Annotated in this window: 14 protein-coding genes; 8 read left to right on the top strand and 6 right to left on the bottom strand. The window is 66.8% G+C overall.

All coding sequences use genetic code 11. The features are described from left to right. The first annotated feature begins 96 nt into the window (after positions 1-96). Both ACK5F2_RS14325 and ACK5F2_RS14320 read left to right on the top strand, forming a co-directional pair. Positions 97-597 carry an N-acetyltransferase family protein gene (locus ACK5F2_RS14325; protein ID WP_409865700.1) on the top strand — a complete coding sequence of 167 codons (501 nt, stop codon included), beginning with the start codon at positions 97-99 and terminating at the stop codon, positions 595-597. A 225-nt stretch (positions 598-822) separates the two neighbouring features. Then, a complete protein-coding gene (locus ACK5F2_RS14320; protein ID WP_409865697.1) occupies positions 823-1,206 on the top strand; it encodes a VOC family protein in 384 nt (127 codons plus the stop codon). 445 nt (positions 1,207-1,651) lie between these two features. Here the strand turns inward: ACK5F2_RS14320 and ACK5F2_RS14315 are convergent, their stop codons facing one another. Both ACK5F2_RS14315 and ACK5F2_RS14310 read right to left on the bottom strand, forming a co-directional pair. Further along, a complete protein-coding gene (locus ACK5F2_RS14315) occupies positions 1,652-2,068 on the bottom strand; it encodes a TerB family tellurite resistance protein (protein ID WP_409865695.1) in 417 nt (138 codons plus the stop codon). A 68-nt stretch (positions 2,069-2,136) separates the two neighbouring features. Then, positions 2,137-2,526 carry an HPF/RaiA family ribosome-associated protein gene (locus ACK5F2_RS14310; RefSeq protein WP_409865693.1) on the bottom strand — a complete coding sequence of 130 codons (390 nt, stop codon included), beginning with the start codon at positions 2,524-2,526 and terminating at the stop codon, positions 2,137-2,139. Between the two features lie 173 nt (positions 2,527-2,699). Here ACK5F2_RS14310 and ACK5F2_RS14305 point away from each other — a divergent pair, with 173 nt between their 5' ends. The 4 genes from ACK5F2_RS14305 to ACK5F2_RS14290 all read left to right on the top strand — a co-directional run bounded on the left by ACK5F2_RS14305 (position 2,700) and on the right by ACK5F2_RS14290 (position 5,649). Continuing rightward, complete coding sequence (locus ACK5F2_RS14305; protein ID WP_409865691.1) at positions 2,700-3,788, top strand: DUF3616 domain-containing protein; 1,089 nt, start codon at positions 2,700-2,702, stop codon at positions 3,786-3,788. Positions 3,789-3,863: 75 nt separating this feature from the next. Next, positions 3,864-4,382, top strand: coding sequence for a YqhA family protein (locus tag ACK5F2_RS14300; protein ID WP_409865689.1), 519 nt, complete (start codon positions 3,864-3,866; stop codon positions 4,380-4,382). A gap of 230 nt (positions 4,383-4,612) precedes the next feature. After that, positions 4,613-5,050: a TerB family tellurite resistance protein gene (locus tag ACK5F2_RS14295; RefSeq protein WP_409865688.1), complete on the top strand. Its 438-nt coding sequence runs from the start codon at positions 4,613-4,615 to the stop codon at positions 5,048-5,050. 122 nt (positions 5,051-5,172) lie between these two features. Next, positions 5,173-5,649 carry a CopD family protein gene (locus ACK5F2_RS14290; protein ID WP_409865741.1) on the top strand — a complete coding sequence of 159 codons (477 nt, stop codon included), beginning with the start codon at positions 5,173-5,175 and terminating at the stop codon, positions 5,647-5,649. A 51-nt stretch (positions 5,650-5,700) separates the two neighbouring features. On the opposite strand, the gene ACK5F2_RS14285 is transcribed toward ACK5F2_RS14290, so the two are convergent. The 3 genes from ACK5F2_RS14285 to arsC form a co-directional block, all read right to left on the bottom strand. Further along, positions 5,701-8,010: an ATP-dependent DNA helicase gene (locus ACK5F2_RS14285; protein ID WP_409865686.1), complete on the bottom strand. Its 2,310-nt coding sequence runs from the start codon at positions 8,008-8,010 to the stop codon at positions 5,701-5,703. Between the two features lie 22 nt (positions 8,011-8,032). Continuing rightward, the gene (locus ACK5F2_RS14280; protein ID WP_409865684.1) at positions 8,033-8,863 is read right to left on the bottom strand and encodes a hypothetical protein; all 831 of its coding nucleotides are present in this window, start codon (positions 8,861-8,863) and stop codon (positions 8,033-8,035) included. 325 nt (positions 8,864-9,188) lie between these two features. Then, a complete protein-coding gene (gene arsC, locus ACK5F2_RS14275; RefSeq protein WP_409865682.1) occupies positions 9,189-9,545 on the bottom strand; it encodes an arsenate reductase (glutaredoxin) in 357 nt (118 codons plus the stop codon). 82 nt (positions 9,546-9,627) lie between these two features. Between arsC and ACK5F2_RS14270 the strand changes: the two genes are divergently transcribed. Both ACK5F2_RS14270 and ACK5F2_RS14265 read left to right on the top strand, forming a co-directional pair. Then, complete coding sequence (locus tag ACK5F2_RS14270) at positions 9,628-11,334, top strand: acyl-CoA synthetase (RefSeq protein ID WP_409865680.1); 1,707 nt, start codon at positions 9,628-9,630, stop codon at positions 11,332-11,334. Between the two features lie 83 nt (positions 11,335-11,417). Beyond that, positions 11,418-12,197 (top strand): substrate-binding periplasmic protein, encoded by a 780-nt coding sequence (locus tag ACK5F2_RS14265; protein ID WP_409865678.1) that lies wholly within the window; start codon positions 11,418-11,420, stop codon positions 12,195-12,197. A 2-nt stretch (positions 12,198-12,199) separates the two neighbouring features. Here the strand turns inward: ACK5F2_RS14265 and ACK5F2_RS14260 are convergent, their stop codons facing one another. Then, a complete protein-coding gene (locus tag ACK5F2_RS14260; protein WP_409865676.1) occupies positions 12,200-12,973 on the bottom strand; it encodes a hypothetical protein in 774 nt (257 codons plus the stop codon). Between the last annotated feature and the right edge of the window lie 319 nt (positions 12,974-13,292).

The following is a 13,292-nucleotide window of genomic DNA, read 5'->3' as shown; positions in this document are numbered from 1 at the left end:
GACTCTAGTCGAGCCCGAGGGGCGTGCGCTGTCGGTGCCGCGACAGGCAGGGTGTGTTCGGGGGCAGGTCTTGCCGAAAAACGGCATGATGGGCGCATGAGCACCACCGCAACGCCCTACACCCTGCGCCCCGCCGAGCCCGGCGATGTGCAGGCCATCGTCGGCCTGATCCGCGAGCTGGCCGAGTTCGAGGACCTGAGCCATCTGCTGGAGATCACGCCCGAGAAGCTGCAGCCCCACCTCTTCGGGGCGCGGCCGGTGGTCGAAGCCCTGGTGGGCGAGGTGGAGGGCGAGATCGTGGCCTTTGCGCTCTTCTTCACCAACTTCAGCACCTTCCTGGCCAAGCCCGGCCTCTACCTGGAAGACCTGTATGTGCGCCCCGCCCACCGCCGCAGCGGCCTGGGCCGCGCCCTGCTCAGCCGCCTGGCCGAGATCGCAGTCGAGCGCGACTACGGCCGCTTCGAGTGGACCGTGCTGGACTGGAACGAGGACGCCATCCGCTTCTACGAAACCATGGGCGCCACCCTGCTGCCCGAATGGCGCATCTGCCGCGTCACCGGCGAGGCGCTGCAAAGCTTTGGCGGGCGGCGGGGCTGAGGGGCGGGCGCCGAGCCATTGGTATTTGTAAGCCACTGCCGCTTTCGCCGGAGTTTTTAGTACCCTTGCGGCCGAGCCTCAAAGGGAGAAAACAATGACGATTCAAGGGCTTGCATCAGCCAAGCCGGGCTTGGTTATACGGCACTCGCCAAGGTTAGGGCGCAGCGCCTGTCGCGACATATCACGTTAGGCCGCGCAAGCCACCGCCATGTCTTGCCTACGCACATGAACTTCGTCAGCTACTTCGAGATCCCCGTCGCGAGCATGCCGCGCGCGCAGCGCTTCTACGAGCGGGTCTTTGCCGCAGAGCTTGAACTCGCAGAGATCGACGGGAACCAGATGGCCTTGTTTCCGTTCACTGAAGGACAACCGGGCGCATCGGGGGCGCTCGCATGTGGTCCGAGCTACGTGCCAGGGAAGTCTGGTGTTCGCATCTACTTCTCGGTTGAGCACATCGACAGAACACTTGCTCTTGCGCTCCAGGAGGGCGCTGAAGCCAACTACCCAGTCACCGAGGTACCAGGCTATGGTTGGGTGGCAGAGTTCATCGACCCAGAGGGCAACTGCATTGCGCTTTATGCGGCGGAGCGTACTCCGAGCGCGGCCTAACCCCTCTACAGGGACTTCCCGGTAAATAAGCCAGCCCGGTGTTGACTGTTTGCGATACGTGCCTTGGCTGTTTTCCCATCAAGACCTGAGTTCGGATTCGATGCAGCGCCATAGAGAACAGACTGCACATCTACAGGCGGCTCTGCCAGCCGCGCCAAGCCGGAGGCTTGGCTCTTCGCCGGGCACACGCAGTCCTCAGGACTGTGGGTGTCCGGGCTCAGCCTTGTTGCACTCGGGTCTCGGTGCGCGCCCAGATACCAACCGCTCAGCAGGGCTCCATTCACTCGTCGCCGTCGCCGCAACTGGCGCGGCACAGGGTTATTCGAGCTGGCCGGCTGCCGGTCTGACCTGAGGATTGCATCGTCGAACGCACGTCTGCGAGGAAGAGCCTGGTTCGTCGCGGATGGAGTTCAGGACGACAAGATGGCCCCGACAAGCCAAGCCCTCAATGCCTCAACTGTGGCAACAACATCTCATGCTGCAGTCCCCATTGCTCGACCGCGGCCACGAGTACGGCCGATTCGCCGTCATCGACCTGTGCGTCAATCTCGGCGAGGTCGACGCACAGCCGCAGCAGCCTGCGCTGGAGCTCAGGGTCCTGGATTTCGCTCAGCAGTTTCAGCAGGGTGTATTCATCGACCGGGCAGGTATCGGCCCACCTCAGCTGACCACTGGACAGCAGGTCTTCCAAGAAGATGTCCAGCTGTGCATACAACTCATGCTGGGGCATGCCCAGCTGTTCGTGTACGGCCAATCGGTCCAGCCACAAGGCCTCTGCATGGCCGATGTCGCCGTCCGCGATCACGATCAGCGCCACGATGCGGGCGGCGGCCTGCGGGCTGTTGGTGGGATAGCTGCGCATAGTGAGTGCTCCTGGCGAGACGGACTCGCTTCGAGTTCAGTGGAGGTCGCTGGGGGCTGCCGTCGAGCTCAGGACGCCCATGGTGTGGCTCCAAGAGGCGGTTCTGATTCGGCCATCCGGCGTTCATGGGCGATGAATCGCCGATTCACGCGACGAGAGTCATGGCCGCGGCGCCACAGGCGCATCAAGAGTCGTGCCGCGCGTTCCAGGGCGTTGTCCAGCGCGCTTCGCCAGTCGGCGGCGACGGCGGTGACAAACACCGAGCCTGCGCCATCCGTCCGCAGTTCGACTTGGCAGCGCTTGTCGAGGCCCCCGCGGGGGCCGTTCAGGTCCGACATGTACACCTCGGCCCGCGGGATGAGCCAGCCCAGGCGTCTCAGCACAAAGCGTACGCGGCGCTCCGTCAGCTCTTGCATCTGCGCTGCATGCGGATGGCGGGACTTGAACAACACTTGCATCATGGATCTCCAAGGGGCGGTTGGAGCGAAATATTGAACGCCTGGGACTTCCGGAAAAGCAGAGCTTGGAGAAGTAGGGGATCGATAAAAACTGAGCTTCTCTGGGCGATTGGGCCTCAAACTCCGAGATTCACTGGCGCCTGCCGGCAAGCCAGCCTTCGGAGACTCACACAATGCCCAACACGCGAACCGCCAATGCCGTCCGACTGGAGTTCGGACCTGACTCGCTGGTGCAGTCCAATCTGTCTGGTGCCGCTTTCACGGGGGAGTGGCTCTGGGTCGCAGGCGACGAGGCCTGCGGTCTGGATCGGCTTCGTCTGCTCGAGCCGGCGGGCCGCGAGGTCTTGCGATTTGGAGAGGTGCGCGACTTTCCGCTCGCCGATCTGCTTGAGCTGCCGGGCTCGGCGGAGGAGGAGGCCGATCTGGAAGGCATGGCCGTGGCAGATGGCTTTCTCTGGGTGGTCGGCTCGCATGGGCTCAAGCGCAAGAACGCCAAGCCGGGCCGAGATCATGCCGACAACGCGAAGCGGCTGGCCAAGGTGGCCCTGGACGGCAACCGTCGATTGCTGGCTTGTCTGCCCATCGAGTCTGATGCTCAGGGCGAACCCTGCCTGGTACGCCAGGCTCAGGACGGCCGCCGGGCTTTGCGTCTGAAGGGCGATGCGCACACCAATATGCTCACCCGCTTGCTGGCCGATGACCCGCATTTCGGCCCCTACATGGCCATACCGGGCAAGGACAATGGCTTTGACATCGAAGGCTTGGCCGTGGATGGGCGCCGTTTGCTGCTGGGGCTGCGCGGTCCGGTGTTGCGCGGCTGGTCGGCCCTGCTGGAGATCGCCGTCGAGGCGCGGGGCGACCAGCTGAGGCTGACGCCTCTTGACGACAGTGGCTTGTTGATCCGCAAGCACTTTCTGCAGCTCGATGGCCTGGGGGTGCGAGATCTGCACTTCTCGGGAGACGATCTCTACATCCTGGCAGGTCCGACGATGGTGCTCAACGGCGACATCCGTGTCTTCAAGTGGCCGGCCGCGCGGCCCTTGCTGGCGGCCAACCGGGAGCCCGTGCGTTTTGAATCGGCCTTGACCGAGTCGGTACCCCTGCCCCACGGGCGAGCTAGCAATCGCGCAGAGGCGATCTGCGATCTTCCGCCCTCGCTGGCGGGGGGCAAGGCGCGCTGGCTCGTGCTTTACGATGCGCCGGGCGCTGATCGCAGGGAAGGCGAACATACCGTGTTCGGTGACCTGTTGCGCCACGACTGAGACGGTCGGTCACCGCCGCTCTCGCTCACACCCCTGTCGGATTGCCCGGCCCACTCAGATCTAAGGTAAGCAAGGATGGAAAAACTGCTCTCAAGGGTTGGCTCGCTGCTCTATGGCATGCGCTTCACCATGCTGTTCTTCTATGTCGGCCTGGTCACCATCATTCTGGGCATTCTGGGAAAGTTCCTGCTGGAGACCTTCCGGCTGATGAACACCTTGCTCTTTGGCGAGCTGGAGAAGATCGACCTGATCATCAAGGTGCTTGAGCTGGTCGACATGACCATGGTGGCGCAGCTGGTCTGGGTGGTAGCGCTGGCCGGTGTGTCGCTCTTCGTGACCACGGGCCACTTCGATACCAAGGACATGAAAAAGCCCGACTGGCTGGACCATGTCAACACCTACAACCTCAAGCTGAAGCTGGCGTTTGCGATCATTTCGATCTCTGGCGTGCATGCCTTGAAGACCTATCTGGGGGGCGACCTCAGCCTGGAGAACATCCAGATCGTGACGATGGTGGCCATCATCCATTTCACCTTCGTGCTCTCCGCCATCGGGATTTCCTTTGCAGAGCGGCTGACTCGGGAGAAGCCCTGAGTGCCTGCAAGCCCATGACCGCTCCCGGAGATCGGCGTCTCGCATATTGGGCGCGCAGCGCGCCCTGAAGGCTGGCCCATCCATTCACGATGCTCCCTGATGGCGCGCAGCTCAGCGTGGGGTGGTTCGCTTTTTTCTGATTCGGCGTCCACTTGGTCTCGCTTTCTCTGCGAGCCGGCTGCGTGCACATTGCCGATCCTCGGTCTGAATGACTGCAACGGAGACTCAATTTGCGCCGCTACCCGCATAACAGCCCGGAGGCCGCTGCCCGCATCGTCGCCCTGGTTCTGCTCTCAGATGGAAAGGTCTGCAGTTCCGAGCTCGAAACCCTGCGCAAGCTGGGTGCGGAGCGGGAGCTCGGCCTGGAGCCGCAGATCCTGCCCCATATCGTTCATACCCTGCGCGAAGAACTGGGTGTGGGCGCAAGCGAAATGGCTGCGCGGATTCAAAGCTTGGATGCCAGCGTGTTGGCGGCGCTGATGGCCGAGATCTCGGATCCGGCGCTGCAGAGAATTGTGCTGCGCCTGTGCCTGGCCGCCGCGCGCGCCGATGGCCAGCTGGCTGAGGGCGAGGCCTTGCTTGTGGATGCTGCGCGGCGGCACTGGCAGCTGGTCGACGGGGAAGAGCCTATCGCCCGCAAGGCAATTCATCGCCGCGCCGCCGTCTGAGCGGCATCGATCAAGATGCGAGCGCGTGCGAGGTCCGCAGGCGCGCTGTCGGTGTGTCAGGGAACGCGTCGTAAGACACGACGCTATGCTGGGCTGGATTCGGGCCCCTACAGGAAATGATGATGCTTTACGCGACGCTCAAGACGATTCATCTGCTGTCCATCATCGTGTGGATCGGTGGCATGGTGTTTGCCCACTTCTTTTTGCGTCCGGCTGTCGCGCAGCTGGAGCCGCCCTTGCGGCTGCGCTTGATGCATGAGGTGCTTGGACGCTTCTTCAAAGCCGTGCTTGCGGCCTCGCTGCTGACCCTGGGCAGCGGTGTGTGGATGCTGGGACGCGTGGCCAAGCAGGTGGTGCAGTCGGGTGGGAGCTTCGACATGCCCCTGGCCTGGACCCTCATGGCAACGCTGGGCGTCTTGATGGTGGCGATCTTCATGCACATCCGCTTTGCGCTCTTCAAGCGGCTGGGGCGGGCCGTGGCCACGTCCGAGTGGGAAGCCGGTGGTCTTGCCCTGGCGCAGATCCGCACATGGGTCTCGGTCAATCTGGGTTTGGGCGTCGTGGTGCTGCTGGTGACCTTGATGCCCTGGGCCTACTGACCCCAAGTGCAGCGCCCCGGGTCGGGTCGGCGCGCCGAGCGAGGTGCTTGATCAACAAGTGGCGTCTTCCACACGCCACCAGGCGGGCAGCAGGGCCTGCACCTCGCGCCTTGCGTAGCGGTCATCCATGAGATGCACCACGCCCTGGTCGCTGACGGTGCGGATCACGCGGCCGGCGGCCTGCACCACCTTGTGCCGGCCCGGGTAGAGGTAGGTGTAGTCGTAGCCGGCGCCGAAGCGCTGCTGCATGCGGGCGCGGATCTGTTCGTTGATCGGGTTGATCTGGGGCAGGCCCAGGGTGGCGACAAAGGCGCCGATCAGGCGCCGGCCCGGCAGGTCGATGCCTTCCGAGAAGGCGCCGCCCAGCACCGCGAAGCCTATGCCCTGGCTGCTGTCCGAGAAGCGGGCCAGGAACTCGCGTTGCTCGGCCTCGCCCATGCGGCGCGACTGGGCCCAGCAGGGCAGGGTCGGGTGTTGCGCCTGCAGCCGGGTGAGGGCTTGCTGCAGGTAGTCGTAGCTGCTGAAGAAGGCCAGGTAGTTGCCGGGCTGCTCGGCGTACTGCCGGGCCATCAGGGCCACGATGGCGTCCAGCGAAGCCTCGCGGTGGGCGTAGCGCGTGGAGATGTGGCCGGCCACATGCACCTGGAGCTGGCGGGCTTCAAAGGGCGAGCCCACCTCCAGGCGCAGGCCGTCCTCGGGCAGGCCCAGCAGATGGGCGTAGTAGTCCATGGGCTGCAGGGTGGCCGAGAAGAGCGTGGCGCTGTGGGCCGTGGCCAGGCGCTGCTTCAAAAAGGGCGCGGGCACGATATTGCGCAGGTTCAGCGTGGACTGCGGCCCGCCCGATTTGGGCCGGGCCCGCCCGGCGTCCAGGCGGCGTTCGCGCGTGCAGTCCACGATGGAGTGGCTGTCCAGCAGCTCGGCCAGGCGCAGCAGCTGCAGCAGCTCGAAGTAGAAGCTCTGCAGCGCGGGATCGGGCTCGGCCGGGTGCTCGCTGAAATGCTCGGTGAGCGTGGCGCTGCACTGCTGCAGGCTCTTGAGCAGGGCCTCGGGCAGGGCATCCAGCACGCGGTACTCGCTGTGCGGGCCCTCGGGGGCTTCCTGATCGAGCTGGGCCCAGGCGCGGCGCAGCTTGTCCAGCGCGCGCTTGAGCGGCGCATGGGCCTGGGCGCTGGGGCTGCGGCGCGCGCCCTCCAGGCTCAGGGGCTCCAGCGCGGCGCTGTACATCTTGCGGGCGCGCTCCACCAGGTTGTGCGCCTCGTCCACCAGCAGGCCCACCTTCCACTGATTGGCCTGGCTCAGGCCCTGCAGCAGGGCGCCCAGGTCGAAGAAGTAGTTGTAGTCGCCCACCAGCACATCGGCCCAGCGCGCCAGCTCCTGGCTCAGGTAGTAGGGGCAGACCTGGTGCTCCAGCGCCAGGGTGCGCAGCGCGGCCTGGGTCCAGTCGGCAGGCGCCAAGGCGCAGGCCGCGGCGCGCGCGGCGGGCAGGCGGTCGTAGAAGCCGTGCGCCAGCGGGCAGGACTCGCCGTGGCAGGCGCGGTCCGGGTACTCGCAGGCCTTGTCGCGCGCCACCAGCTCCAGCACGCGCAGCGGGCTCGCGGGCAGGCGCTGCAGCGCGTCCAGGGCCAGCTGGCGGCCCGAGGTCTTGGCGGCCAGGAAGAAGAGCTTGTCGAGCTGGGCCACCGGCGCGGCCTTGAGCAGGGGAAAGAGCGTGCCCAGGGTCTTGCCTATGCCCGTGGGCGCCTGGGCCAGCAGGCAGCGGCCGGCGCGCGCGCTCTTGTACACGCCCTCGGCCAGCACGCGCTGGCCGCTGCGGAACTCGCCAAAGGGAAAGCGCAGGGCCTGCAGCGCTGCGTCGCGCGCCGCACGCTGCGCCAGCTGCTGCTGGGCCCAGTGCACAAAGCGCTCGCACTGCGCCTCGAAGAAGGCCTGCAGCTCGGCCGCGCTGTGGGTCTCGGTGAACACGGTCTCGCGCTGGCTGCCGATGTCGTAATAGACCAGGGCCAGCTCCAGCCGCGGCAGGGACTGCTGGGCGCAGAGCAGCCAGCCGTAGATGCGGGCCTGGGCCCAGTGCAGCGCGCGGTGCGAGGCGGGCTGGCGCTCGAGATGGCCTTTGTGGGTCTTGATCTCCTCCAGCCTGCCGCGGCGCGGGTCATAGCCATCGGCGCGGCCGCGCACGCGCAGCAGGCCGCGGTACTCGCCGCTCAGGCTCAGCTCGCTCTGGTAGCCGCTGCCGCGCAGGGCGGCTACGGCGGCATGGCCCTGCATGCCCTCCTGGGCCGTGGGCGCGGGGGTGAAGCGCAGGTCCAGATCGCCCTGCTTGGCGGTGAACTCGCACAGCTCGCGCACCGCGACGGTGTACATGGCGCCCGTATCCTTGAACGGTTCAGCTCAGCTGGGCCGGCGGCAGGTCCACATCGGCCAGCGCGCCCTGGCCGGGCTCGGCCTCGCGCTGCAGCGGCGTGGCCTTGGCCAGGGCCAGCCAGACGGCGAAGGGCAGCTTGCAGGGCTGGTGGCGGGCCGGGCGCAGCAGTTCGAACTGGCCCTCATCCAGATCGCCATGCATGACCCAGACGCCGAACTGCGCGGGGATCTCATTGGGCTTGGCCACGCCGGCCGGGAAGACGTAGTAGACCTCGCTGCACAGCCACTGGTAGGCCTGGCGCTTGGCCGCATGACGCAGGTCCGAGAGCAGGTCGGCCCGGCTGAACTTGATCTCATGCACCATGGGCTGCAGATAGCGCTCCACCGAGGTCTGGCGCACCGAGAAGAGATCGGGCCGGGCCATGCGCCAGACGCGCTTGACCGCGGCGGGCGCGGGCGCTTCGTCCTCGGCCCACAGACCATGGACGGGTGCTTCGGCGGGCACTGCGGCGGCTTCGGTGGCAGCAGGCGCATCCTCGTCTTCAACCTGGGCTCGCAGCGAGAGCTCGCGCCAGACGATGCGGCCCATGTCCATGAGGTGCAGGGCAAAGCGCTGGGCCAGGCGGTCGTGCGCGCTGGCCGAGCGCAGGCCGCGCTGGCGCGACTCGGCCAGCAGCTCGATGCCGGCCTCGGTGAGCTTGAGGGTCTCGCGGCCGGCGCCGTCATCCTGCTGGCGCAGCAGGCCGGCGGCCAGCAGATCGATCTCCAGTCCGTCCTTGCAGGGCCAGCCGGCGGAACGCCAGATCTGCAGCAGACGGCTGCGGTGGGAGCGGGTCAGGGTGGGGGCTGACATCGGTCGTGGGTGGCAAATGAACACTGATTATAAATACAGTTTTTCGCCTGTTGGCCGGCCGCGACGAAGGCTTGCCAGCACGGCGGCTTCGCAGATATGCTGTATGCACATACAGTGTTTGCATATCCAGTGTTCAGGTGTCGGGCCCAGCGGGCTCGGCGCCATCAGCGAGGACCCATCATGCACCAGCCTTCCGCCTACCGCCAGACCTACCAACCCGCCCCCGCCCTGCGCCTGCCGCGCTGGCTGCTGAGCGTCTGGTACTGGTTCTGAGCCACGGCGCCGGCGAGCCGGCCGCGGCGTTCAGAGCAGACTCAGAGCAGACTCAGAGCAGGTCCAGCACCCGCTCGGGCGGCCGGGCGATCACCGCGCGCTCGCCACGCACCAGAATGGGCCGCTGCAGCAGGCGGGGATGCTCGGCAATCGCCTGCAGCAGGGCGTCGTCGCTGAGCTCGGGGCGGGCCAGGTCCAGCTGGGCGTACTCCTCTTCGCCGCTGCGCAGCAGTTCGCGCGCCGGCAGGCCCAGCAGGGCTCGCAGCTGGTGCAGCTCTGCCAGGCTGAGCGGCGTTTTCAGATACTCGCGTACCTCGGGTGTCACACCACGTTCCTCCAGCAAGGCCAGGGCCTCGCGGGACTTGGAGCAGCGCGGGTTGTGAAAAAGACAAAAATCCTTATCGCTCATGGCGCTAGGGTAAGCGATAGCGCAAGCCCTGCTGGCCGCTCGCTACCCTCGGCAGCTTCGTCGGGAGCGTTGAGGAGGCCTTGTGGCCGCAAAACAAGAGAGTGACGCTTATCGGTCCCTGCATGCCGCATTCCGCTGGCAGGTACCGGAGTATTTCAGCTGGGCCGAGGCCTGCTGCGGGCGCTGGGCCCGGGAGACGCCGGAAGCGCCGGCCGTTCTGTTCGAGAGCGATAGCGGCTGCCGGGCGCAGTACAGCTACGGCCAGCTGCAGCGCGCGGCCAACCGGCTCTCGAATGCCCTGCGTCGTCTGGGCGTGAAGCGCGGTGACCGGGTGGCCCTGATCCTGCCCCAGCGCTTCGAGACCGCGGTGGCCCATATCGCGATCAGCCAGCTGGGCGGGGTGGCCGTGCCCCTGTCCATGCTCTTCGGCCCCGAGGCCCTGGAGTACCGCCTGCAGGACAGCGCCGCGGTGCTGGCCCTGGTGGAGTGCGCCGCCCTGCCGGCCCTGCGCAGCGTGCGCGCGCAGTGCCCCGCGCTGGCGCATGTGCTGGTCGTGGGCGAATGCTCGCCCGGGGCGGACGAGATCGCCTGGATGACGGCCCTGCAGACCGAGGATGCCCGCTTTACAGCCGAGCGCATGAAGGCCGAGGAGGCTGCGGTGCTGATCTACACCAGCGGCACCACCGGGCCACCCAAGGGGGCCCTGGTGCCCCAGCGGGCGCTGATCGGCAACCTCAGCGGCTTTGTGGCCAGCCAGAACTGGTTTGGCTTTGATCCCGCCGATCCGGCCCGGCCCTCCCAGGCCCTGTTCTGGAGCCCCGCCGACTGGGCCTGGACCGGCGGCCTGATGGATGCCCTGCTGCCCACGCTTTACTTCGGCCGCCCCATCCTGGCCTACCAGGGCCGCTTCGATCCGCTGAAGGCTTTCGAGCTCATGGCGGCCTATGGCGTGAGCCACACATTCCTGTTCCCGACCGCGCTCAAGGCCATGATGAAGGCCGTGTCGCGGCCGCGCGAGCGCTATGCCGGCCTGCGGCTGGAGGCCATCATGAGCGCGGGCGAGGCGGTGGGCGACGCGGTCTTTGCCTATTGCCAGAAGGAGCTGGGCGTCACGGTCAACGAGATGTTCGGCCAGACCGAGATCAACTATGTGGTGGGCAACTGCGCCCGCTTCTGGCCCGCGCGGCCCGGCAGCATGGGCCGCGCCTACCCCGGCCACCGCGTGGCGGTCATCGACGCAGACGGCCAGCCTTGCCCCCCGGGTGTGGTGGGCGATGTGGCGGTGCACCGGCGCGATGTGCATGGCGATCCGGACCCCGTCTTCTTCCTGGGCTATTGGCACAACGAGGGTGCCACCCGCGCCAAATACAGCGGCGACCCTTCGGACAGCTGGTGTCGCACCGGCGATATGGCGCTGCAGGACGAGGATGGCTACCTCTGGTATCAGGGCCGCAGCGACGATGTGTTCAAGGCCGCCGGCTACCGCATCGGCCCCAGCGAGATCGAAAACTGCCTGGTCAAGCATCCGGCGGTGGCCAATGCGGCCGTGGTGCCCAAGCCCGACCCCGAGCGCGGCGCCCTGGTCAAGGCCTTTGTGGTGCTGGCGCCGGGACATGCGGGCAACGCCGCCCTGGTGGCCGAGTTGCAGCGGCATGTGAAGGGGCGCCTGGCGCCCTATGAATACCCCAAGGAGATCGAGTTCATCGAGGCCCTGCCCATGACCACCACGGGCAAGCTGCAGCGACGCGTGCTGCGGGAGCTGGAGCGGGAGCGCGCCCTCCAGCGCTAATATTCAAGCGCCAGGGAGCAGCCCGGCCGAGCACAAGACGGTGTTTCAAGCCGTGCCGGCCACGCTTGATCCGGAGGCGTGCCATGCGCGTCCTGAATGCATTGCTGAGGCAGGGCCTGCCCTGGCTGCTGGCCCTGCTCGCCGCTGGCAGTGGCGCCCAGACCCAGGAGCTGCGGCTCTACACCGAGGAGTACGCACCCTATAACTACACGGTCAAGGGTCGGCCCGCGGGCTTGTCGGTGGAAGTGGTGACCGAGATCAAGCGCCGTCTGGGTCTGTCCGTGCCCATCGAGGTCGTGCCCTGGGCCCGTGGCTACCGCGCGGCTCAAACCGAACCCATGGTGGGGCTGTTTGTCACCGCGCGCACCGCCGAGCGCGAGCCCCTGTTCCAGTGGGTAGGCCCCGTCAGCGCCACGCGTGCCCATCTCTATGCGCGCCGGGGTGAACAAACGGGCATACGCAGCCTGGACGACGCGCGCAAGGTCCAGGGGATTCTGGTGCCGCGCGAGTGGTACATCCACCAGGATCTGCGTGGGCGCGGTTTCACCAATCTGGTGCCGGTGTCTGCGCCGGTGGATGCCATGCGCATGCTGCTGGCCAATCGCAGCGTGGTGATCGCCATGGACGAGAGCACGGTGGCCGAGACCATGCGTCTGGCGGGCATGGTCTCGGACCCGCCGGAGCCCATCGTCAAGATCTCCGAGGCCTTGCTCTACATCGCCTTCTCCCAGGGCACGCCTGCGGCCCTGGTGCAGCGCTGGCAGCAGACCCTGGACGAGATGAAACGCGATGGCAGCTTTGCCATGATCCACCAGCGCTGGCTGCCCGGCGTCCCGCTGCCGCCGGCCAGCCACAAGCCCTGAGCTCAGCGAGCGTTGAGCAGACGCACGCTCAGCGTGGTGTCGGCGGGGGCTTCCAGTCTGGCCGCATCCGGCCAGGGCTCATCCCCTCGCAGCACCGTGCAAGGCCGCAGCTCGGCCGCGGGCGTGCTCTTGGGCTGCACGGGGTCGCGCTCCTTGGGCTCGGCGCTCAGGGGCAGGGCCAGCAGGCTGCGGCCGGCCTCGCGCCACTGCAGCTCCCAGGCCGGTTGAGCGCTGCACACGCGCACGCCCTCGATCTGCGGGAACATCCAGCGCAGGTACCAGGGCAGCATTTCGCTGCGCAAGCGCCGGCCAATGTCTACGATGCGGCGCACCTCAGCCAGCGTCAGCCGTTCGGGCGGTGTGGTCAGGTAGACGCGCCCCTCCAGGGCCACCTGGCCCTTGGGCAGATTGCTCGCCAGCTCGGCCGTCTTGGCCTGCTCCGGCGGCAGGGTGGGCAGCGTGAACCAGCCCTGGGCGTCGCGCACGATGGGCCGGTAGTCCTCGTCCTGCACCAGGGCCAGCTTGGTCTTTTCCATGGACTTGCCGTCTTTGCGGGAGACCTTGAAGCGCATCGCGAACAGGCCTTGCCCATGGGTCTCCAACTGGCGCAGCAGCTCGTTCATGCGGGCATAGGGCATGGCCGCCGGGTCCTTGACCATCTCGACCTGCACGCTCTCAAGCTGCTGTACCGCCTCCTCGGCGGATTGAGCACCGTTCAGGGCCAGTGCCGTCAGCAGCGCAAACAGACGGGGCAGGGTGTGGCGATGTCGTTTCATGAAGGGTGTTTGCCTTGGGGTGGGATGAGGGGATGGCATGGCCTTGGTCTTGGTCTTGGTCTTAGCGGCCGCATTTGCCGCGCGCTTCGGCCAGCAGCCAGAAGGGTGCGCTCAGCAGACCCATGCCGCTGCCCATGAACTCGCCTTTGAGGCAGTCGCCATGCGCGCTGTCTTTCATGCCGCGCTCCAGGCGCTGCTGACGGCACTGGCCCTGAACGGTGCTCAATCCGCCGAGGAGGCGGTACAGCAGCTTGAGAGCGTGCAGGTCGAGATGGTCAAGGACCCGGCGGCCATGCCCTATGCCCGCATGAACGAGCTG

The organism is Roseateles sp. (assembly GCF_046300915.1).
Lineage (GTDB): Bacteria > Pseudomonadota > Gammaproteobacteria > Burkholderiales > Burkholderiaceae_C > Kinneretia.
Note: the sequence above shows the minus strand (reverse complement) of the source record. Positions and strands in the feature narration are given on the sequence as shown.